19 protein-coding genes are annotated in these 20,592 nt (G+C 62.5%); 11 read left to right on the top strand and 8 right to left on the bottom strand.

Annotated features, from left to right (window positions below):
• The first annotated feature begins 82 nt into the window (after positions 1-82).
• The 7 genes from ACQ4WZ_RS06215 (at position 83) to ACQ4WZ_RS06185 (ending at position 8,431) form a co-directional block, all read left to right on the top strand.
• Positions 83-1,015, top strand: a complete 933-nt coding sequence (locus ACQ4WZ_RS06215) for a 5'-nucleotidase (RefSeq protein WP_101481718.1) — start codon at positions 83-85, stop codon at positions 1,013-1,015.
• A 221-nt stretch (positions 1,016-1,236) separates the two neighbouring features.
• Positions 1,237-4,680, top strand: coding sequence for a transcription-repair coupling factor (mfd, locus tag ACQ4WZ_RS06210; protein ID WP_436572831.1), 3,444 nt, complete (start codon positions 1,237-1,239; stop codon positions 4,678-4,680).
• A 55-nt stretch (positions 4,681-4,735) separates the two neighbouring features.
• Positions 4,736-5,578: a phosphoserine phosphatase SerB gene (gene serB, locus ACQ4WZ_RS06205; protein WP_133993419.1), complete on the top strand. Its 843-nt coding sequence runs from the start codon at positions 4,736-4,738 to the stop codon at positions 5,576-5,578.
• Between the two features lie 91 nt (positions 5,579-5,669).
• Positions 5,670-6,398 carry a nucleotidyltransferase domain-containing protein gene (locus tag ACQ4WZ_RS06200; protein WP_133990741.1) on the top strand — a complete coding sequence of 243 codons (729 nt, stop codon included), beginning with the start codon at positions 5,670-5,672 and terminating at the stop codon, positions 6,396-6,398.
• Complete coding sequence (locus ACQ4WZ_RS06195; protein ID WP_436572830.1) at positions 6,395-7,321, top strand: TIGR04222 domain-containing membrane protein; 927 nt, start codon at positions 6,395-6,397, stop codon at positions 7,319-7,321. Before ACQ4WZ_RS06200 ends, ACQ4WZ_RS06195 begins: the two co-directional genes overlap by 4 nt.
• Entirely contained in the window at positions 7,311-8,168 is an 858-nt protein-coding gene (locus tag ACQ4WZ_RS06190; RefSeq protein WP_436572829.1) for an MbnB/TglH/ChrH family RiPP precursor modification enzyme, read from the top strand. The genes ACQ4WZ_RS06195 and ACQ4WZ_RS06190 overlap by 11 nt, the downstream gene beginning before the upstream one ends.
• Positions 8,165-8,431 carry a hypothetical protein gene (locus ACQ4WZ_RS06185; RefSeq protein WP_436572828.1) on the top strand — a complete coding sequence of 89 codons (267 nt, stop codon included), beginning with the start codon at positions 8,165-8,167 and terminating at the stop codon, positions 8,429-8,431. Before ACQ4WZ_RS06190 ends, ACQ4WZ_RS06185 begins: the two co-directional genes overlap by 4 nt.
• A gap of 16 nt (positions 8,432-8,447) precedes the next feature.
• On the opposite strand, the gene ACQ4WZ_RS06180 is transcribed toward ACQ4WZ_RS06185, so the two are convergent.
• A complete protein-coding gene (locus ACQ4WZ_RS06180) occupies positions 8,448-10,313 on the bottom strand; it encodes a serine hydrolase domain-containing protein (protein WP_436572827.1) in 1,866 nt (621 codons plus the stop codon).
• Between the two features lie 92 nt (positions 10,314-10,405).
• Here ACQ4WZ_RS06180 and ACQ4WZ_RS06175 point away from each other — a divergent pair, with 92 nt between their 5' ends.
• Positions 10,406-10,768 carry a DUF4870 family protein gene (locus tag ACQ4WZ_RS06175; RefSeq protein WP_436572826.1) on the top strand — a complete coding sequence of 121 codons (363 nt, stop codon included), beginning with the start codon at positions 10,406-10,408 and terminating at the stop codon, positions 10,766-10,768.
• A gap of 36 nt (positions 10,769-10,804) precedes the next feature.
• On the opposite strand, the gene ACQ4WZ_RS06170 is transcribed toward ACQ4WZ_RS06175, so the two are convergent.
• The 4 genes from ACQ4WZ_RS06170 to phaC form a co-directional block, all read right to left on the bottom strand.
• Positions 10,805-11,971 carry a cystathionine beta-lyase gene (locus tag ACQ4WZ_RS06170; RefSeq protein ID WP_436572825.1) on the bottom strand — a complete coding sequence of 389 codons (1,167 nt, stop codon included), beginning with the start codon at positions 11,969-11,971 and terminating at the stop codon, positions 10,805-10,807.
• Between the two features lie 201 nt (positions 11,972-12,172).
• On the bottom strand, positions 12,173-13,528 hold the full coding sequence (rimO, locus tag ACQ4WZ_RS06165; protein WP_133993417.1) for a 30S ribosomal protein S12 methylthiotransferase RimO: 1,356 nt from the start codon (positions 13,526-13,528) through the stop codon (positions 12,173-12,175).
• A gap of 192 nt (positions 13,529-13,720) precedes the next feature.
• Positions 13,721-14,284, bottom strand: a complete 564-nt coding sequence (phaR, locus tag ACQ4WZ_RS06160; RefSeq protein ID WP_010399000.1) for a polyhydroxyalkanoate synthesis repressor PhaR — start codon at positions 14,282-14,284, stop codon at positions 13,721-13,723.
• A gap of 225 nt (positions 14,285-14,509) precedes the next feature.
• A complete protein-coding gene (phaC, locus tag ACQ4WZ_RS06155; RefSeq protein WP_101481728.1) occupies positions 14,510-16,225 on the bottom strand; it encodes a class I poly(R)-hydroxyalkanoic acid synthase in 1,716 nt (571 codons plus the stop codon).
• Between the two features lie 102 nt (positions 16,226-16,327).
• Here phaC and ACQ4WZ_RS06150 point away from each other — a divergent pair, with 102 nt between their 5' ends.
• Positions 16,328-16,561, top strand: a complete 234-nt coding sequence (locus ACQ4WZ_RS06150) for a hypothetical protein (RefSeq protein ID WP_257561042.1) — start codon at positions 16,328-16,330, stop codon at positions 16,559-16,561.
• 16 nt (positions 16,562-16,577) lie between these two features.
• Here ACQ4WZ_RS06150 and pgeF read toward each other — a convergent pair whose 3' ends face one another.
• Positions 16,578-17,363, bottom strand: a complete 786-nt coding sequence (gene pgeF, locus ACQ4WZ_RS06145) for a peptidoglycan editing factor PgeF (RefSeq protein ID WP_436572824.1) — start codon at positions 17,361-17,363, stop codon at positions 16,578-16,580.
• Positions 17,363-18,388, bottom strand: coding sequence for an RluA family pseudouridine synthase (locus ACQ4WZ_RS06140; protein ID WP_101481730.1), 1,026 nt, complete (start codon positions 18,386-18,388; stop codon positions 17,363-17,365). Before ACQ4WZ_RS06140 ends, pgeF begins: the two co-directional genes overlap by 1 nt.
• An 89-nt stretch (positions 18,389-18,477) precedes the next feature.
• On the opposite strand from ACQ4WZ_RS06140, the gene ACQ4WZ_RS06135 reads away from it, so the two are divergent.
• Positions 18,478-19,281, top strand: coding sequence for an outer membrane protein assembly factor BamD (locus ACQ4WZ_RS06135; protein WP_071076763.1), 804 nt, complete (start codon positions 18,478-18,480; stop codon positions 19,279-19,281).
• 37 nt (positions 19,282-19,318) lie between these two features.
• Here the strand turns inward: ACQ4WZ_RS06135 and yaaA are convergent, their stop codons facing one another.
• Complete coding sequence (yaaA, locus tag ACQ4WZ_RS06130) at positions 19,319-20,089, bottom strand: peroxide stress protein YaaA (protein ID WP_436572823.1); 771 nt, start codon at positions 20,087-20,089, stop codon at positions 19,319-19,321.
• A gap of 30 nt (positions 20,090-20,119) precedes the next feature.
• On the opposite strand from yaaA, the gene ACQ4WZ_RS06125 reads away from it, so the two are divergent.
• A complete protein-coding gene (locus ACQ4WZ_RS06125) occupies positions 20,120-20,554 on the top strand; it encodes a putative toxin-antitoxin system toxin component, PIN family (protein ID WP_133990723.1) in 435 nt (144 codons plus the stop codon).
• Positions 20,555-20,592: the final 38 nt, after the last annotated feature.

Raw genomic sequence — 20,592 nt, 5'->3', positions numbered from 1 at the left:
GCAAAAAAATCCCCGTGCGCCACTACTGGCTGCGCAGTTCATAGTCGTATAAGATAGTCAACACGTACACCACAGGAACAGCATGGCTTATCCTATCGAACACAAACTGGTGATCGGGGTCGCTTCCAGCGCCCTGTTCGACCTGGCCGAATCGCACCAGGTCTACCTCGACAACGGCCCCGAGGAATACCGCAAGTACCAGGAAACGCATATCGACACAGTTTTGCCGCGCGGCGTGGCCTTTCCCTTCATCCGCCGCTTCCTGAACATCAACAAACACTATCCGCGCCAGTCGCCCGTGGAAGTGGTGCTGTTTTCGCGCAATTCGCCCGAAACGGGCTTGCGCGTCATGCACAGCATCGCCCACTACGGCCTGGACATTTCGCGCGCCGCCTTCATGACGGGCAAGTCGCCCTACCCCTACCTGCCCGCCTTCAACGCCTCGCTCTTCCTCAGCGCGAATGAAGACGACGTGCGCAGCGCGCTGGCCTGCAACTATCCGGCCGGGCTGGTGCTGCCGTCGCGCACGGAAGACGACGAAAACGACGAAGAACTGCGCGTGGCCTTCGATTTCGATGGCGTGATCGCCGACGACGAAGCGGAAACCGTGTTCAAGCGCAACAATGACGTCGATGAATTCCACGCCCATGAAACCCTGAACGTGGGCACACCGCACCGCCCCGGCCCGCTGGCCGACCTGTTCCAGAAACTGGCCACCATGCAGCGCCTGGAAGAAAAGGCGCAGCGGCGCGACCCCGGCTACAAGAAGATACTGCGCATTGCCATCATCACGGCGCGCAACGCACCGTCGCACGAACGGGTCGTGACGACCCTGAAAAGCTGGGGTGTGGCGGCCGATGAGACATTTTTCCTCGGCGGCATGGACAAGTCGCGCGTGCTGGCCGTGTTCAAGCCGCATATTTTCTTTGACGACCAGCTGAGCCACCTGAAATCGGCGGGCGGCACCATCCCGATGGTGCACGTCCCCTTCGGCATTGCCAATGTCCGCGCATGATAAAACCTGCTGCGCGTCGCGCTTTGCGGCCTGCGATGCTCACTGTGCTCAAGCACAGTTGCGCTTCTCGGCCACAAATCACTGCCGCTCGCGACGGTTTTCTCAAGCGCGGAGATATAAGTGATGGTCTATAATCTCGCCTGTCGGCGCCGTCACTGGCGGCGCTGCGCGCACCACAGCTGTCCCACTCAACTGCCTCTGCCACTAGTGTCATCGCCTGCATGTCCTTAGACTTAAAAAAAGCTCTCCCCAAGCCTGGCAACCGCTACGCGCTGCCCGCCCTGTATGGTTCATCCGACGCCTATGCCCTGGCGCTGGCCGCTTTGGCCTTGAAAGCGCGGGGCCAGATGCTGGCCGTGGTGGTGGCGCAGGCCAGCGACGGACAGCGCCTGCTCGATGAAATCCCGTGGTTTGGCGGCACGGAACTGCGCTGCCATCTGCTGCCGGACTGGGAAACCCTGCCCTACGACGCCTTTTCGCCGCACCAGGACCTGGTCTCCGAGCGTCTGGCCACCCTGCACGAAATCCAGACGCGCCAGTGCGACGTGCTGATCGTGCCGGCCACCACGGCGCTGGTGCGCCTGGCGCCACCGTCCTTTTTGGCCGCCTACACCTTCTTCTTCAAGAAGGGCGAAAAGCTCGACGAAGCGCGATTGAAGTCGCAACTGACCCTGGCCGGCTACAGCCATGTCTCGCAAGTGATGTCGCCCGGCGAATACTCGGTGCGCGGCGGCCTGCTCGACCTGTTCCCCATGGGCTCGGCCCTGCCTTACCGGCTGGACCTGTTCGGCGACACCATCGAAACCATCCGCACCTTCGACGCCGACACCCAGCGCTCGCTCTACCCCGTGCACGAAGTGCGGCTGCTGCCGGGGCGTGAATTCCCCATGGACGAAGCGGCGCGCACGACCTTCCGCAACCGCTGGCGCGAGCAGTTCGAGGGCGATCCATCGCGCTCGGTCGTCTACAAGGACATCAGCAGCGGCATCGCCTCGGCCGGTATCGAATACTATCTGCCCTTGTTCTTCGAGCAGACGGCCACCCTGTTCGACTACCTGCCGCCTGACGCCTCGCTGGCTCTGGTAGGCGAGATCGACGCGGCCATCGGGCGCTTCTGGACCGATACCCAGTCGCGCTACCGCTTCTTGAAGGCGGACCGCGAGCGGCCGATCCTGCCGCCCGAAGCGCTATTCCTGTCCGACGAACAGTTCTTCGGCCTGGCCAAGCCGTATCCGCGCCTGGCCATCACGAAGTCGAACGACGCCCTGGCCTCCGAACTGTCGGCGCCCGTGCCGAACATCGCCGTCAACCGCCGCGCCGACGACCCGCTGGCCAACCTGCGCAGCTATCTGCTGCAATCGGGCCGCCGCGTGATGATCTGCGCCGAATCGAACGGCCGCCGCGAAACCCTGCAGCAGTACTTTACCGAATACGATCTGCACCTGACACCAGTGGAAGGCTGCGACGGCTTCCTGCAGTCCGACGCCAAGCTGATGCTGGGCGTGGCGCCGCTGCACGCGGGTTTCGAACTGTTTACGCCAGAAGGCAATCTGGCCTTCATCACCGAGACGGAGCTGTATGCCGGTTCCGGCCGCCGCGTCGGCACCAAGAAACAGGAAGGCGTGACGCAGGTCGAATCGATGGTGCGCGACCTGTCGGAGCTGAAAATCGGCGACCCCGTGGTGCACATCAACCATGGCATCGGGCGCTACATGGGCCTGACCAGCATGGACCTGGGTGAAGGCGAGACGGAATTTTTGCACCTGGAATACGCCAAGGACACGAAACTGTATGTGCCCGTGTCGCAGCTGCATGTGATCTCACGCTATTCGGGCGCCTCGCCGGAAGACGCGCCATTGCACTCGCTCGGCTCGGGCCAGTGGGAAAAGGCCAAAAAACGTGCAGCCGAACAGGTACGCGACACGGCCGCCGAGCTGCTCAACCTGTACGCGCGCCGCGCGCTGCGCCAGGGCCACTCCTTCGAATTCTCCGCGCACGACTACCAGCGCTTCGCCGACAGCTTCGGCTTCGACGAAACGCCGGACCAGGCCGAGGCCATCCACAACGTCATCAAGGACATGACTTCCGGCAAACCGATGGACCGCCTTGTCTGCGGCGACGTCGGCTTCGGCAAGACGGAAGTGGCCTTGCGCGCCGCCTTCATCGCCGTCATGGGCGGCAAGCAGGTAGCGATACTGGCGCCCACCACCCTGCTGGCGGAGCAGCACGCGCAAACCTTCGCCGACCGCTTTGCCGACTGGCCCGTGCGCATCGCGGAATTGTCGCGCTTCCGCAGCGGCAAGGAGATTACGCAGGCATTCAAGGGCATGGCCGACGGCACCATCGACATCGTCATCGGCACGCATAAACTGCTGTCGGACGACGTCAAATTTACCCGACTGGGCCTGGTCATCATCGACGAGGAACACAGGTTCGGCGTGCGCCAGAAGGAAGCCTTGAAGGCCTTGCGCGCGGAAGTGGACGTGCTGACCCTGACGGCCACGCCGATTCCCCGCACCCTGGGCATGGCGCTGGAAGGCTTGCGCGACTTTTCCATCATCGCCACGGCACCGCAAAAGCGCCTGGCCATCAAGACGTTCGTGCGCAGCGAGGGCGAAGCCATCATCCGCGAAGCGTGCCTGCGCGAGCTCAAACGGGGTGGCCAGATCTACTTCCTGCACAACGAGGTGGAAACCATCCAGAACCGCCTGGCCATGCTGACGGAACTACTGCCCGAGGCGCGCATCGCCGTGGCGCACGGCCAGATGCACGAGCGCGACCTGGAAAAGGTCATGCGCGACTTCGTCGCCCAGCGTTTCAACATTTTGCTGTGCACGACGATCATTGAAACGGGTATCGACGTGCCGACCGCAAACACCATCATCATGCACCGCGCCGACAAGTTCGGCCTGGCGCAGCTGCACCAGCTGCGCGGCCGGGTCGGACGCTCGCATCACCAGGCCTACGCCTACCTGCTGGTGCACGACGTGCAGGGCCTCACGAAACTGGCGCAGCGCCGCCTGGACGCCATCCAGCAGATGGAAGAACTGGGCAGCGGCTTTTACCTGGCCATGCACGACCTGGAAATACGCGGCGCCGGCGAGGTGCTGGGCGAGAGCCAGTCGGGCGAGATGACGGAAGTCGGCTTCCAGCTGTATTCGGACATGCTCAACGAAGCCGTACGCTCGCTGAAAGCGGGCAAGGAGCCGGACCTGGCCGCACCGCTGGCCTCGACGACGGAAATCAACCTGCACGTGCCGGCCCTGCTGCCGGCGGACTTCTGCGGCGACGTGCACGAGCGCCTGTCGATCTACAAGCGCCTGGCCAACTGCGCCACGCAGGAGAAGATCGACGATATCCAGGAAGAACTGATCGACCGCTTCGGCAAGCTGCCCGACCCCGTGAAAGCGCTGATCGAGACGCACCGCCTGCGCATCGCCGCGAAAACCGTGGGCATCGTCAAGATCGACGTGCATGGCGAGGCGGCCACCCTGCAATTCATGGCCAAGCCCCCCATCGACCCGATGCGCATCATCGACCTGATCCAGAAGAACCGCCATATCAAGCTGCATGGCCAGGACAAGCTGAAAATCACGGCCGCCATGCCCGACCTGGCCGCGCGCGTGACGCAGATCAAGACCACCATCAAGCAATTGACGGTGTAAACAATTTCGATAATCTATGCAGGACTGCCCCATGACCAACACGACTTCCATCACCATGAATCTGATCCTGCAGGGTCTCGACGGCGACATGGCCAGGCTCGATCGCATCGCCGCCCTGGCCGCGCCGACGTCCATCACGCGCCTGGGCCCAAACGCCGTGCGCTGCGAAAAGATCGCCTATTCGCCCGCGCTGCGCCCCACCATCGAGGTGGCGGCCCAGGCGGCCCAGCTGGACGCCACCTACATGATGGGCCAGCGCGAACTGAGTGAATTCAAGCTGGTGGCGATGGACATGGATTCGACCCTGATCACCATCGAGTGCATCGATGAAATCGCCGACATGCAGGGTCTCAAGCCGCAGGTGGCGGCCATCACGGAAGCGGCCATGCGCGGCGAGCTCGATTTCGCCGCCAGCTTGAAGCAGCGCGTGGCCCTGCTCGAAGGCCTCGACGCGTCGGCCTTGCAGCGCGTCTACGACGAGCGCCTGAAACTGTCGCCTGGCGCCGAAAAAATGCTGGCGGCCGTGCAGAAGGCCGGCCTGAAAACCCTGCTGGTATCGGGCGGCTTCACCTTCTTCACCGAGCGCCTGAAACAGCGCCTGGGCCTCGACTATACGCACGCGAACGAGCTGGAAATAGTCGATGGCAAGCTGACGGGGAAAGTGTTAGGGGGCATCGTCGATGCCGAGGAAAAGCAGCGCACGGTGGAGCGCGTATGCGCGGAGCTGGGCATTACGCCATCGCAGGCCATCGTCATGGGCGACGGCGCCAACGACTTGAAAATGATGGGCATCGCCGGCCTGTCGGTCGCCTTCCGCGCCAAGCCCGTGGTGCGCTCGCAGGCCGATGTGGCGCTGAACTTTGTGGGTCTCGATGGCTTGCTGAACGTATTGACCTGACTTGGCGCCTGGTGGTGCGCGCACGATCGCATATTTTTGCTATATTGCAAACTTGTGATTACCAAGCTTGCCCACCGTGAAAGAACACCGCATGCCGCCATCGCTGCCAGAAGAGGTACAACGCCATCTGGACTTGTTTGTCGCCGCCGCGCAAACGGCATTCGGGGATGACCTTGTCGCCGCCGTGCTGTTTGGCTCGGCCGCCGACGGCCAGCTACGCGCCACGTCCGACGTCAACCTGCTGTTGCTGCTCAAGCGCTTTGCGCCGCCAGCGGCCGATGCGCTGCGCGGGCCCTTGCGCATGGCGCACGCCGCCATCGATTTGCAAGTGATGTTCCTGCTTGAAAACGAATTGACGGATGCGGCCGACGCCTTCGCCGTCAAGTTTGCCGATATTATTGCGCGCCATCAAGTGCTGCTGGGCAATGATCCCTTCGCCAGCCTGCATACCAGCCGCGACGCCGTGCTGCGCCGGCTGCGGCAAGTGCTGCTGAACCAGCAAGTGCGCATGCGCGAACGCTATCTGCTGCTCAGCCTGAACGAAGAACAGCTGGCGGGCGCCATCGCCGACGCTGCCGGCCCGCTGCGCTCGGCCGCAGCGTCGCTGGCGCAGCTCGATGGCCGGGCGCCGCTATCTGGCAAGCAAGCGCTCGAAGCGTTTGTCGACCAGCTGGGCGAACCTGCCCTGTACTCTGCCTTGCAAGCCATGTCGACGGCGCGCGAAACGGCGCGCCTGGCGCCGGGCCAGGCCCTGCCCGCCTTTACTGGCCTGATGACCATTACCGAACGCTTGCGCGAGCACGCGGAGCACATGCAGTGAAGGGCGCGAATCCGTTTGACTGGAGCGGGCCGTGGTTCCTGCTGGCCTACCTGATCTTTGGTGTGCTTGTGCTGTACCTGGTACGCGAGCTGCTGATCCGCCAGGAATTGCGCAATCCGCACGCCCGGCTCACGCTGGCCGATGACCCTTACCGCATCGCCTTCCTGCGCGGCGGCGCCCTCGAAGCGTTGAAAATTGCCGCCATCGTGCTGGTCGACCGCGGCTTGCTGCGCGCCCAAGGTCCGCTGCTGGAAACGGCCAGCGCCGACAGCCTGCGCTTCGCCATCCATGACATCGAACGCGACGTGCTGCGGCTCTACCTGGGCCGCCAGGGCCACAGCAAGGAACTGGCTGTGCAGGCCGACACGCTGCCTTCGTGCCGCGCCTACCAGGACAGCTTGACGCAGCAGGAATTACTGCTCGGCCCGCCGCTGCTGCGCCGGCGCGAACGCATCACCTGGGTCGCACACTACCTGCTGCTGACGGTGGCCGCCGTCAAGGCCGTCATCGCCATCGGCAACGGCCACTACAACCTGCTGTTCCTGGCACTGCTGCTGGCGATATTTTTGCTCAAGCTGCGCGGCTTGCGCAAGCGAACGGCCAGCTGGGGCGCGCAGCGGCTGCTGACCGCCCTGCGCATGCTGTTTGGCCGCCTGAACATGCGCGCATCACGCCTGCAGGCGGGCGGCAGCAGTGGCGACATGGCACTGCTGGCCGCCATCTTCGGCATCGGCGCCCTGCCGCCGTCGGTGTACGCGTATGTCGCCGAGCTGTACCCCGTGCCCCGGCAAAGCACGGGCGGCGACGCGTCGTCCGGCGGCACGGGCGACTCGGGCGGCTCCTCCTCGGGCGGCGACGGCGGCGGCTCTTCGTGCGGCAGCGGCTGCGGAGGTTGCGGCGGTGGCGGCGGCTGTGGCAGCTAGCAAGGGGGCCGCACGCGACCGCGTCGGCCTGGGCTGGCGCGGCGAACTGGCCGCCGGCATCCTGTCCAACCTGGCGCAGATCGACATACTGGAAGTGATCGCCGATGATTATTACCACGCCCCGCGCGCAGGCATCGCCGCCCTGTGCAGCCTGGCGCGCCAGGTGCCGCTGAGCCTGCACGGCGTGGGCATGGGGCTGGCGTCAAGCATTCCCGCCGACCCGCGCCGCCTGCATGCGATGGCGCGCCTGATGAAGACGGTACAGGCGGAGTCATGGTCCGAGCATCTGAGTTTCGTGCGCGCGGGCGGCGTCGAAATCGGCCATCTGGCGGCGCCGCCGCGCACGCCGCACACCGCCGCCGGCGCCGTGGCCAATATCGCGCTGGCCACCCGCATCGTCGGCAGCGCGCCGCTGATGGAAAACATCGCCACCCTGGTCCAGCCTCCCGCCAGCACGATGGCCGAAGCCGCATGGCTGGCGCAGATTATCCACGGCGCGCAAGTGCCGCTGCTGCTGGACCTGCACAACCTGTATGCGAATGCCGTCAATTTTGGCGAGGCGCCGGAGGAACTGCTGCTGCGCCTGCCCCTGGCCATGGTCGGCGCCGTGCACCTGAGTGGCGGCCACTGGATCGAAGCACCGGGCGGCGCTGGCAAGCGCTTGCTGGACGACCATTTGCACGATGTACCGCCCGCCGTCTTCGCTTTATTGACCTTGCTGGCGCGCCATGCGCCGCAGCCTCTAACGGTGATCGTCGAACGCGACGGCAATTACCCGTCGTTCGACCATGTGCTGGGTCAGCTGGAACTGGCGCGCGCTGCCTTGCGCGCGGGGCGGTGCGCATGAGTTCCGCCGCACTGGAAACCTATTTGGCAAGGCTGTACACGGACGACGCCCTGCATGCTGCCTTCCTGCTCGAACCCCGGACGCAGGCCTTGCTGCACGGCTTGTCTCAGCAGCAAGCCGAGGCGATGGCGGCGATGGACCTCATCGGCCTGCAAATGGCGGTGGCCAGCTATCGCGCCAAGCGCGCCGGGCGCGCCGAATGCGGCCCCAAGGCCACGCCGGCGCAACGCTGGTGGCGACGGCTGCTGCACGTCTGGCGCTGACGGCCCGCTACAGCGACTACAACTGCCACAGTCGCAGCGGCAGCAAGCCCCACCAGGCCAGCACCAGCAGCAGTTGCAATGCCGCCAGCAAGCCTACCCAATCCCATTTCGCCCACGAGCCGGCCTCGGCCGCCGTGCCGCGGCTGCGCCAGCAGCGCGCCAGGCCAAACGCCATGGCCAGCGGCAGCGCACCCGTGACCAGCGCCAGCAGCACGCTGGCGACAGTGACATCGCCCAGGCGCAGGTAAGACTGAAAATAGAACAGCGGCAGAGGCAGGAGCAGCGACAACAGCGACAGCAGGGGCGCGAACAGATGGTCGCCCCGTCGCAGGCTGCGCAGTGCGGCGCGCCAGACGCCCACCACCAGCACATACAGCAAGCCCGCCATGCCCAGGGCCAGGCTGCCCCACAAGACCAGCATGCGCAGCATCGACACCCGCTCATAGCTGCGCAAGCCGTCGCTGAGGATATGCTTGCCATCCTCTTGCATCAGCACATGCGACGCAGTGCTGCGGTCGCTGGCGCGGAACAGCAAGCCGCCCACCGGTTCCAGTTCCTTCGGCTCGCCCTGGAACGGGATCAGGAACAGCGACTCGCCATCCCATTTCAGGCGCGTAAAGCCGAAGACGGCATCGACCCAGGCCATGCTGGCCATGGGGCTGGGCGACGGCACGTACACACCCTGCCAGTTTTCCACCGTGGGGGCGGGCGTGCCCTGCGGAGCCGGCGCGCGCAGCGGCAGCTCCAGGTCGCGCAGCAGCAGGCGGTTGAAGCGTTCATAGTCGGCCTGCTCGGCATCCGTATTGAAGGCCACGAAGAAGGCGCTGTCCTGCTCCGGGTAGATGCACAGCATGGCGCGGAAACCCACGGCCGTGCCGGGGTGGCAGGCGCCCACCACATTATGGCGGTCGCGTACGGCCAACGCCAGGCCATGGCCCGTTGCCAGGCCCGCCTGCGCCGCATCCGTGCCGGCCGGTTCGGACAAGGCGCCCATCAGCGCCAGGTCGATGAAGCGCTTGCCCTGCAACTTGCCATCGCCCATCAGGAATTGCGCCAGCTTGCCCATGTCGGCCGCCGTGGTGGTAAATTGCGCGGCCGGACGCAAATACTGCGGCACGGCCGGTTGCGCCACGCCATGCTCGAAGTGGCCCATGGCCAGGCGCGGATCCGCATGCGCGCCTGTCTGCGTGACGAAGCCAGACGTGCTGTCCGCCATGCCCAGCGGCTGCAGCAGCTGCGCATCGAGATAGCGTTCGTAGGGCTGGCCCGTGACTTTTTCGATCACCATGCCCAGCAAGCCATAGCCCATATTGGAATACGCATAGCGGCTGCCGGGCCGGGCGCGCACGCGCAGCAGATTGCCGTCGCCGTCAAACGCCTCGGCCAGCGGCGTTTCCGGTGCCGGGTTCAGGCTGAACGCCTGCCAGAAGCGCACATTGTCCAGGCCGGACGTATGCGCCAGCAGGTGACGGATGCGCACGGGGTCGCTGGTCTGCCACGGGTTTTTCAGCGCCAGTTCCGGCAGCACCTGCTGCAAGGGCGTGTCGAGCGTGAGCCTGTCTTCGCTGACCAGGCGCAAGACGCCCAGCGCCAGCGCCACCTTGCCCACGGAACCCACCTGCACGCGCGTGTCCGCCTGCATGGGCAATTTCTTGGCGACATCGCGCTGACCGGACGCGCCAACTTTGACTGTCCCATCTGGCAAGACTTCGCTCCAGACGGCGCCCGCCAGGCCCTCTTCCTTCAAACCAGAAACAAACTCCGCCTCCAGCGTAGGGCCGGCGGCATGGGCCACCGTGGCGCACAGCAGCAAGGCCGGCAAAGCGCAGCGCAGCCATGATCCGGCGCGCGCGGCCAAGGTGGGATGTGGATCTGCTTTCAACAATGTATTCCGCCTTTTTTCATGGATTGCGCTCCTGCGCAACAGAGCTTGTTACAATAAAAACCTGATTCAAACATCAAGCAGGAGCCTGCATGTCACAAGATCTGATTCTCGATACCCCACTCCAGCAGACCAGGAACCTGGCCTGGTGGCTGTACCTGATACATGGCGCCAGCTTTGTTTTTTCGCTGGGCGCGTTTTCCTTCATTCCGCTCATCATCAATTATGTGAAACGGGACGAGGCGGCCGGGACCTTCGTGTACAGCCATCACAGCTGGATGATCCGCTCCTTCTGGTGGTATGTGGCCTGGATCGTCGTCGGCGCCATCCTGTGGATCACGCTGATCGGCATTCCGCTGGCGCTCGTCGTGTGGGGAGTGGCCTGGCTGTGGAAAGCCTACCGCTTGCTGCGCGGCTTCCTCGACCTGAACAACAACACCCCCGTCCCCATGTAAAAGGTGCTTCGCGGCAAGCCAACGGCTTGCCGCTTCCTACATCGCCGCGAACGCCCGTTCGATATCGGCAATCAAATCCTGCGGATCTTCCAACCCCACGTTCAGGCGCACCAACTGACCCGGCAACTGCCAGCCCTTGCGCATGGCGGCGATACGGTAGGGCATCACCAGGCTGTTCGCGCCGCCCCAGCTGTAGCCTATCTTGAACAACTGCAAGGCATCGACGAAACGGTCAGTATGTGCCTCCGTGTAGCGGGCATCGAACAGCACGGAAAACAGGCCTCCCGCGCCCGTGAAATCGCGCTGCCAGATGGCGTGGCCCGGGCAATCGGCGAAAGCCGGATGCAACACGGTGGCGATCTCGCTGCGGTCCTTGAGCCAGCTTGCCACCGTGCGCGCGCCCGCATCATGGGCATCGAAGCGCAGCTTCATGGTCGGCAAGCCGCGCAGCACCAGGTAGGCATCGTCCGCCCCCACGCCCATGCCAAGGCGCATGTGCGCCTGCGCCAGGCGCTCATGCAGCGCCCTGTCCCGCGTGATCAAGGCGCCCATCAGCACATCCGAGCCGCCCGACTGGTATTTCGTCAGCGCCTGCATGATGATGTCCACGCCCAGGTCAAAGCCGCGCAGGGCCAGTCCGGCCGACCAGGTGTTGTCCAAAGCCACCAGCACGCGGCGCGCATGGGCGGCCGCGCAAATGGCGGGCAAGTCCGGCACTTCCATGGTCACGGAGCCTGGCGCTTCCGTCCAGATGAGCTTGGTATTCTCCTGAATCAGGGCGGCGATGCCGGCACCGATCAGCGGATCGTAATAGCGGGCCGTGATGCCAAAATCCTGCGCCAGCCAGCGTCCCAGTTCGCGGTTCGGGTTATAGATGTTTTCCGGCAGTAAAACGTCGTCGCCCGTTTTCAGCAGGGCAAAGTCCGCCATGGCGATGGCCGCCAGCCCCGACGGCGCCAGCAGGCAGTGCTTGCCCCCTTCGATTTCGGCCAGCCGCGCTTCCAGCGTGAACGTGGTGGGCGTGCCGTGCAAGCCGTAGGTGTAGGCGTTCTTTTCTTTCCAGTCGCCCGAACGCATGGCGGCCACGTCCTTGAACAGCACGGTCGATGCATGGTGGATGGCGTTGGGAAAGGCGGCAAAGCCTTGCGGCGCCTGGTAATCGCTGTGGATCAGCGCCGTCTGGGGAGATTTGGGTGTGGTCATGGCGTCGGCATCGAATCGTAGGCAAATAAAAAGGCGGGCCAGCAATTGCTGATCCGCCTTGATTGTAAGGGCTTATGCCCTTGCCTGCCGTACGTCTGACAGAGTGTTGCACCTGCATAAAAAACGTTCAGGCCAAGGCGCGCTGCCGAAGACAGTACTTTACTGTACGGCAAGGCAGCGCAACGCAGGCATGGACGTTTTTTACTCGGCGGCGCCCCACAGGTCGTGCGCATCGGCCGAAGTGATTGTCACGTCGACGAATTGACCGACCGCCAGCTTGCGGTGGGGTTCGAATGGCGGCTTCACATACACGACGCCGTCGATTTCCGGCGCGTCGGCGGACGAGCGGCCCACGCCGCCGGAGCGGGTGACTTCATCGATGAGCACGCGCACGGTCTTGCCGACCTTGGCTTGCAGGCGTTTTTTCGAAATTTCTTCCTGCAGCAGCATCACGCGGCCGCGGCGCTCTTCGCGCAGCTCTTCCGGCACGGGATTGGCGATGGCGTTGGCGGTCGCGCCTTCGACAGGCGAGTAGGCGAAGCAGCCCAGGCGGTCGATCTGCGCTTCCTTGAGGAAATCGAGCAAATACTCGAATTCCTCTTCCGTTTCGCCTGGGAAACCGGCGATGAAGGTCGAGCGGATGGTCAGGTCCGGGTTGATGGCGCGCCAGGCCTGGATGCGATCCAGGTTTTTCTCGCCGCTGGCCGGGCGCTTCATGCGTTTCAGTACGTCAGGATGCGCATGCTGCATCGGAATGTCCAGGTATGGCAGGATGTGGCCGCCGCTCATCATCGGGATGATCTGGTCCACGTGCGGGTAGGGATACACATAGTGCAAGCGCACCCAGGCGCCGTAGGACTTGGCCAGTTCGCCCAGCGCTTCCGTCAGCTGCGTCATGTGGGTCTTCACGGGACGGCCATTCCAGAAGCCGGAGCGGAATTTCACGTCCACGCCATACGCCGAGGTGTCTTGCGAAATAACCAGCAATTCCTTGACGCCGGCCTTGAACAGGTTTTCCGCTTCGATCATCAGTTCGCCGATCGGACGCGACACCAGGTCGCCGCGCATCGACGGGATGATGCAGAAACTGCAACGGTGGTTACAGCCTTCGGAAATTTTCAGGTAGGCATAGTGCTTCGGCGTCAGCTTGACGCCTTGCGGCGGCACCAGGTCGAGGAATGGCGCATGCGGTTTCGGCAGGTGCAAGTGGACGGAATCCATCACTTCGGCCAGCGCGTGCGGACCGGTGACGGACAGCACTTTCGGGTGCACCTTCATGATGATGTCGTCGCCGGCAGCATCTTTCTTGGCGCCCAGGCAGCCGGTCACGATGACCTTGCCGTTTTCAGCCAGCGCTTCGCCGATGGCGTCGAGCGACTCTTGCACGGCAGCATCGATAAAACCGCAGGTATTGACGATCACCAGATCGGCGCCAGCGTAGGATTTCGCCGTTTCGTAGCCTTCGGCGCGCAGTTGGGTCAGGATTTGTTCGGAGTCAACCAGCGCTTTCGGGCAGCCGAGCGAGACAAAGCCCACTTTCGGCGCCGCACCTGGCATGGCCAGCATGGCCTCGGGCTGGGCGGAAGGAACAGGAATACGGTGAATTTCAGACATAGTTGGCAGCTAGTAAAATGGTGAGGCGAATCGGCTATTGTACCCCGAGCCGCCCCTTGCTGGCAGAACTATGCTGTTTTGATGACGCCAATACAACTCCCGGGCACTGAATGGCCCGTGAGTGCCTGGGTTTGACTACTTTTTGTCCGTTGGGGGAACAGGCGGAACGAAGGGGAAGGTGCCGAACAGATTCTTGCTCTGGCTCTGCATCTGCTCCTGCATCTGCACGAACAGACTCTTGCTCTGGTCGATGTAGTTGTTCATCATGCCTTGCATCATCGGACCCTGAACATTCATGAACTGGGTCCACATTTCCGGGCTGAATGGCTTGCCTTCGAAACTGCCGGCCGACGTGCCAGTGAACTTGTGCTGGATATCGGTGAACGCTTGCACGTTCTTTTCCAGGTAGGATCCCATCATGCCCTGCATGGCGTGGCCATAGTAGCGGATGATCTGCGACAACACGCTGCTCGAGAACATGGGCGCGCCGTTCGCTTCTTCTTCCAAAATGATTTGCAGCAAGATGCTGCGCGTCAAATCTTCATTGGACTTGGCATCGACGACCGTAAACACTTCATTGTCCAGCACCAGCTGCTTGACGTCCGTCAAGGTGATGTAGGAACTGGTTTGCGTGTCATACAGACGGCGGTTGGGATATTTTTTAATCAGGCGGTCTATACTTTTTTTTGCACTACTCATCACAAGTTCCACTTATTGCGCCGCAGCGCGTACAGAGTTAATCCGAAAAAAAAGCGAACGTGGGTCCGCTTTCGCACCTGCCTACTTTTTCCATTATAGAGTGGAAAACGGCTCCATTGCACATCAGGGTAGTAGATTCCCGCATTTATTGCAACGCAACTAAAAGTAGATTCCTGATAAGACCGGAGATTACGCCGGTCTTGCCTGGCGAGAAGCTTTTACACACTAATCTGCCCTGACTTTAACATACCGTCCTGGCGCCGCCTCGATTGCCGCGTGCCGCTTGTTGCCCGGCTTGCCTGGCGCCTTCACCTGCGCGCCGCCGTGCTCGGCCAGGAAGGCTGCCCATTCGGGCCACCAGCTGCCCACGTGCTCGGTCGCGCCTACCATCCATTGCTCGGCGCTCAATGGCTTGGCTTTCGCCGTGCGTGGCTGGTCATTGCTCCAGTAACTGCGCTTTTTCTTCGAGGCCGGGTTGATCACGCCGGCGATATGGCCCGAGGCACCGAGGATGAAACGGTTGGCTTTCGGCTTTTTCGGATTCAGCAAGGCCGTGCTGGCGTAGGCTGCGCCCCAGGGCACGATATGGTCTTCGCGCGAACCGTAGATGAAAGCGGGCGCGTCGATGCTGCTCAAGTCGACCTGTTCGCCGGCCACCGTCAGCTTGCCCGGCACTTTCAGGCTATTTTCCAGGTAAGTGTTGCGCAGATACCAGCAGAACATGGGGCCGGGCAAACCCGTGCCGTCGCCGTTCCAGTACAGCAAGTCGAACGCGGGCGGCTCCTTGCCTTTCAGGTAATTCGACTGCACGTAGTTCCATACCAGGTCGTTCGGCCGCAGGCTGGAGAAAGTGCTGCCCAGGTCGCGCCCCGTCATCAGGCCGCCCTTGGCCAGGCTTTGCTCGCGCAACGCCACTTGCGGCTCGTCAATGAAGACGTCGAGCGCGCCCGCGTCGCAGAAATCGAGGAAAGTGGTCAAGAGGGTCAGGCTGGCGGCGGGATTCTCACCCCGCGCCTTGAGCACGGCCAGCGCCGTCGAGACGATGGTGCCGCCCACGCAAAAGCCGAACATATTGAGCTTGTCCTGGCCGGAAATGTCCTGCGTCACACGGATGGCTTCGATCACGCCTTGCTCGACGTAATCGTCCCACGTCAGGTGCTGCATGCTCATGTCCGGATTGCGCCAGGACATCAAAAACACGGTATTGCCCTGCTCCACCGCATAGCGCACGAGCGAGTTTTCCGGCTGCAAGTCAAGGATATAGAATTTATTGATGCACGGCGGCACCATCAGCAGCGGCCGCTGGTGTACCGTGGCCGTCGTCGGCGTGTACTGGATCAGCTGGAACAAGGCGTTTTCAAACACCACCGTGCCCGGCGTGGTGGCCACGTTGCGGCCCACTTCGAAGGCCGATTCGTCGGATTGCGAAATGCGGCCCTTGCCCATATCGGACAGCATGTTGCTCAAGCCCTTGGCCAGGCTTTCACCCTTGGTCTCGATCAGGGTTTGCTGGGCGTCGGGATTGGTGGCAAGAAAATTGGCAGGCGACATGGCGTCGACGATTTGCTGCACGGCAAACGCAATCTTTTGCTTCTGGTGCGGCGTCGCTTCCACGGCATCGGCCATGGCGCTGAGAAACTCCGCGTTCAGCAAATAAGCTGCCGCATTGAAGGCCGACAGGGGGCTGGCGTGCCAGGCGGGAGCGGCGAAACGGCGGTCTTTCAGCTCCGGCGCCTTGCCGGCCATAAAGTCAGTCCACAAGCCCGTCAGCTTGGCCACATAGTCATTTTTCAGTTGCTCGATCGCTTCCGGCTTGATGCTGGCGCCCGCATCCTGCAAAATGCCGGCAATCGGATTGCCGGCCGGCTGCGGTACCATGTTGAACCACGTTTTCCACTGCTCAGGATTGCTGATCTGCGCCATCCATTCCTTGGTCATCATTTGAGGATCGGGCATATTCATAAAATGTAAGTCCATTCAAGAATTAATAAATAATTACTTCCGGGCCAACTGCATGCAAACTTTTACTGACTGCCACTACTCATGATGCTCATGACCGCTGTTGCCTGGATCTATGTCGTCGGCCTCATGGCGCTGACGGAACCATCCATCGTCGCCGGGGTGATGACCTTCGTGCTGTACTGCGTCATCCCGCTGTCCATCCTATTCTATCTGACGGGCTCGCGGCGACGCAAACGCAAGGCTGAGCGCGTCGCTGAACTGAAGGCGCGCGCCCTCGCCTCAGCAGACGATAAAACAAAAACGGCAGACACATAAGTGTCTGCCGTGCAGATTACTTGCGCCAGATCAAGCTGGCCTGTCTTCCCGTGACGCCATCGCGCCGGTACGAATAAAACTGCGCCACATCGCTGACGGTGCAGTATTCCCCGCCCGCCACTTGCGCCACGCCATCACGCAGCAGCATGGTACGGGCCAGGGCATAGATATCGGCCAGGTACTTGCCCGGCTTGCCGTCGATGGCGGCGAACGCGGCGCTCAACACTTGCCGCTCGGCAGCATCACGCGCGCCATCGCGAAACGCCTGCAGCACGTCCTGCCCTACCTCGAATTGCTGCGGACCGATAGCCGGCCCCAGCCAGGCGAGGATATCCGTCGCACCGTGCGCGCGCATGCTGTCCACCGTGCGCTGCAGGACGCCGTTGGCCAGGCCGCGCCAGCCCGCGTGGGCCGCGCCGACGACCAGACCATCGCTTGAGCTGAACAGCACCGGCAGGCAATCGGCTGTCATCACCACGCACACGGCGCCCGCCTGCGTGGCGATGCTGGCATCGGCATCGGGCACGCAACCGTGCAGTTTGGCTGCGTCCGCCACGGCCACGCCATGCACCTGCGACAGCCAGGCGGGTTCGGATGGCAGGATGGCCGCCAGCCGCGCGCGGTTGGCGGCCACGAGCGCGGGCTCGTCGCCCACGTGCGTGCCCAGGTTCAAGCCACCGCCGCCCTGCCCGTCCCCATATGGTTGCCGGCTGACGCCGCCCTCCCGCACGGTCGCCAGCGCGCCCACGTTGGCGGGCAGGCCGGGCCAATGGGGTATCAGGCCAGGCAACGGTGCCGTCATCAGACCTGTTCCGGCTCGGGAATGCCCGCTGTGGCGATCAGCTCGGCGAAATCATCGGCCAGCGGTACGATCCATTCGCACGCTTCCAGGGTGCCCGGATGCACCAGACCCAGGCGGCGCGCCTGCAATGCCTGGCGCGAGAAGACGGACACCAGGTGCTGCTTGCCGTACACGGAGTCACCGACCAGTGCAAACCCCAGATGCTGCATGTGCACGCGAATCTGGTGCGTACGGCCTGTTTCCAGGCGGCATTGCATCAAGCTGACGGGACGCCGGTCGAGTTCGCCGCTGCCGATCAATTCATAATGCGTGATGGCGGGCTTGGCGGTGAAATTCTCCGAGACGGCCATCTTGACCCGGTCGCGCGGATGGCGTGCGATGGATGCGTCGATGGTGCCCGCCATTTTCGGCGTGCCCCACACCAGCGCAAAATACTCGCGCTTGACGGTGCGCGCCTGCAACTGGCGCACCAGGTCCGTTTGCGAGGCCAGGGTCTTGCCGACCACCATCAGGCCGCTGGTATCCTTGTCCAGGCGGTGCACGATACCGGCGCGTGGCACGCCAGCCAGTTGCGGACAGTGGTGCAGCAAGCCGTTGAGCAGGGTGCCCGACCAGTTGCCGGGGCCAGGATGCACGACCAGTCCGGCCGGTTTGTTGATCACGATGATATGCTCATCTTCGTGCACGATGTTCAATTCCATCGCTTCCGGCTTAAAAGCCTCGTCTTCCGGCGCGCTTTGCGGCAGAATGACGATCTTTTCGTCGCCATAGGCGGTCATGTTGCGTTTGGCAACTTTTCCATCGACGGTCACGAAACCGGCTTCCAGCCACAATTGCAAGCGGCTGCGCGAGTATTGCGGCACCAGCTTGGAGATGACTTTATCGAGGCGGTGGCCGCAGGCGTCCGGCGTCAGTTCCAATGTAATCGGGGCCATGATCTCGAAGGCGTCGTCGGCGGCAAAATCGCCGTCAAACGCATCTTCGGCGCCATGGTCAGAAAGGGAGTCAAACGCGGAGTCAGCCAAATTAGGCTTCGGAGTTAATATCACAGCATTCCCATCGGCTATAATCAGCCTATTGTAAAATCTTGGTTAAAACCTTCTTGCAAAACGTCATGCAAAAAAAATTATCGTTGGTAGTCGCTTCAGTCGTTCTGCTCGGCATGTCCGCTTGCAGCTTGTTGCCTGAAAAAGTGGATGAGACCAAAAACTGGTCCGTTACGAAATTATACTCGGAGGCGCGTGAAGAAATGGCCGGGCAGCACTATGAAGCTGCAATCGGCCTGTTCCAGAAGCTGGAGGCTAACTATCCTTTCGGCAACTATGCTCTGCAAGCGCAGATGGAGATCGCTTACGCGTATTATAAGGCGGGAGACCAGGCGCAGGCACTGGCTGCCGTCGAACGCTTCATCAAGTTGCATCCGAACCACGCCAATGTAGACTATATGTACTACTTGCGTGGCCTGATCAGCTTTAACGATCAGATCAGCTTCCTGAACTTCCTGTACGAGCAAGACCCGACCGAGCGCGACCCGAAAGCCACGCGCGAAGCGTTTGCGGCCTTCAAGCAACTGGTCGACAAGTTTCCAAATAGCAAGTACGCGCCCGATTCGCTGGCCCGCATGAACTATTTGATCGATGCAATGGCGAAATACGAAGTGCACGTGGCGCGTTATTACTACCGCCGCGGCGCCTACCTGGCCGCCGCCAACCGCGCGCAAACGACGGTCAGCGACTTTGCCGCTTCGCCCGCCATCGAAGAAGCGCTGTTCATCATGTACCGCTCGTATGACAAGCTGGGCTTGACCGACCTGCGCGACGACACTTTGCGCGTGCTGACCAAGAACTACCCGAACACGGCATTCCTCAGCCCGGAAGGGGTGAACAAGGAACGCAAGTGGTGGAAATTCTGGCAGTAAGCTGCAATAAAAAACCGGGCTAGCCCGGTTTTTTTACTTATTCAGCTACTTTACGCCGGAACACCCAGTTTTTATCGTTCGACGCTTCCGGCACATACGCATAGCCATCGACATCGAACTGTTTCAGCTGCTGGGGATCGCGGATCTGGTTGACGGCCGCATAGCGGGCCAGCATGCCGCGCGCACGCTTGGCGTAGAACGAGATGATTTTATACTTGCCATTCTTCCAGTCCTCGAACACGGGCGCGATGACGGGCACGTCCAGCTGGCGCGGCTTGACGGATTTGAAATATTCTTCGGAAGCCAGATTGACCAGCACTTTCGCGCCCTGCTCTTTTGCCGTGCGGTTCAGGCCATTGGTGATGGTGTCGCCCCAGAACGCATACAAATCCTTGCCGCGCGCGGTCGACAGGCGCGTGCCCATTTCCAGGCGGTGCGGGTGGATCAGGTCCAGCGGGCGCAGCAAGCCGTACAGACCAGATAAAATACGCACGCGCGACTGGGCATAGTCGAGCTGTGCAGGCTGCAGGCTGCGCGCCTCGAAACCGGCATACACGTCGCCATTGAAGGCCATGATGGCCTGGCGCGCTTCCGCCAGCTTGGGCGTCCAGGAGGCGTAACGGGCCACGTTGAGAGCTGACAAGGCGTCGGAAATGCCCATCAGGCTACCCACTTCGGCGAGCGAGAACTGACGCATGCGCTCGATGAGCTGGGCGGAATGGTCGAGAAAATCGGGAGTGCTGTGCAACGAGGTTGTTGGCGGCGTCTCCAGGTCGAGACTCTTGGCGGGCGAAAGCACGATCAACATAAATTATCACTACAGAATAGAATTGCCGACATGATACCTGCTCCACAAAAACTCGTCCTCGACACCAACGTTTGCCTCGACCTCTTCGTCTTCAACGACCCCCGCTGGGCGGGCCTGCTGGCGGCCATGGAAAGCGGCGCCGTGCACGCCATCACGCGCGAAGATTGCCGCGCGGAATATCTTGTCGTATTGCATTACAAACACCTGCCGCTCGACGAAGCCAGCCGCGCGGTTGCCGCCGCCCGCTTCGACGCCCACATCACGGTGGTGGCGCCGCCCGCCTCCGGCGTGCGCCTGCCCGTCTGCACGGACAAGGATGACCAGAAATTCCTCGAACTGGCGCGCGACGCCAACGCCGACATTCTCATCACCAAGGACAAGGCCCTGCTGAAACTGGCCCGCAAGACGGCCAAGGCCGGCATGTTCAAGATCATGGTGCCGGAAGGCTGGGCCTTGCCAGGCTGAGCCATCGCGGCCTGCACGGATCGACACGCGCTGCGCTA

This window comes from Janthinobacterium darwini, assembly GCF_051380905.1.
Classification (GTDB): Bacteria; Pseudomonadota; Gammaproteobacteria; order Burkholderiales; family Burkholderiaceae_D; genus Janthinobacterium.
Note: the sequence above shows the minus strand (reverse complement) of the source record. Positions and strands in the feature narration are given on the sequence as shown.

What these genes read in the sequence shown, in the direction of transcription:
- ACQ4WZ_RS06215 (WP_101481718.1), top strand. Translation starts at nt 83, where the DNA reads ATGGCTTATCCTATCGAACACAAACTGGTGATCGGGGTCGCTTCCAGC.
- mfd (WP_436572831.1), top strand. Translation starts at nt 1,237, where the DNA reads ATGTCCTTAGACTTAAAAAAAGCTCTCCCCAAGCCTGGCAACCGCTAC.
- serB (WP_133993419.1), top strand. Translation starts at nt 4,736, where the DNA reads ATGAATCTGATCCTGCAGGGTCTCGACGGCGACATGGCCAGGCTCGAT.
- ACQ4WZ_RS06200 (WP_133990741.1), top strand. Translation starts at nt 5,670, where the DNA reads ATGCCGCCATCGCTGCCAGAAGAGGTACAACGCCATCTGGACTTGTTT.
- ACQ4WZ_RS06185 (WP_436572828.1), top strand. Translation starts at nt 8,165, where the DNA reads ATGAGTTCCGCCGCACTGGAAACCTATTTGGCAAGGCTGTACACGGAC.
- ACQ4WZ_RS06175 (WP_436572826.1), top strand. Translation starts at nt 10,406, where the DNA reads ATGTCACAAGATCTGATTCTCGATACCCCACTCCAGCAGACCAGGAAC.
- ACQ4WZ_RS06170 (WP_436572825.1), bottom strand. Translation starts at nt 11,971, where the DNA reads ATGACCACACCCAAATCTCCCCAGACGGCGCTGATCCACAGCGATTAC.
- rimO (WP_133993417.1), bottom strand. Translation starts at nt 13,528, where the DNA reads ATGCCAGGTGCGGCGCCGAAAGTGGGCTTTGTCTCGCTCGGCTGCCCG.
- phaR (WP_010399000.1), bottom strand. Translation starts at nt 14,284, where the DNA reads ATGAGTAGTGCAAAAAAAAGTATAGACCGCCTGATTAAAAAATATCCC.
- phaC (WP_101481728.1), bottom strand. Translation starts at nt 16,225, where the DNA reads ATGATGACCAAGGAATGGATGGCGCAGATCAGCAATCCTGAGCAGTGG.
- ACQ4WZ_RS06150 (WP_257561042.1), top strand. Translation starts at nt 16,328, where the DNA reads ATGATGCTCATGACCGCTGTTGCCTGGATCTATGTCGTCGGCCTCATG.
- pgeF (WP_436572824.1), bottom strand. Translation starts at nt 17,363, where the DNA reads ATGACGGCACCGTTGCCTGGCCTGATACCCCATTGGCCCGGCCTGCCC.
- ACQ4WZ_RS06135 (WP_071076763.1), top strand. Translation starts at nt 18,478, where the DNA reads ATGCAAAAAAAATTATCGTTGGTAGTCGCTTCAGTCGTTCTGCTCGGC.
- yaaA (WP_436572823.1), bottom strand. Translation starts at nt 20,089, where the DNA reads ATGTTGATCGTGCTTTCGCCCGCCAAGAGTCTCGACCTGGAGACGCCG.
- ACQ4WZ_RS06125 (WP_133990723.1), top strand. Translation starts at nt 20,120, where the DNA reads ATGATACCTGCTCCACAAAAACTCGTCCTCGACACCAACGTTTGCCTC.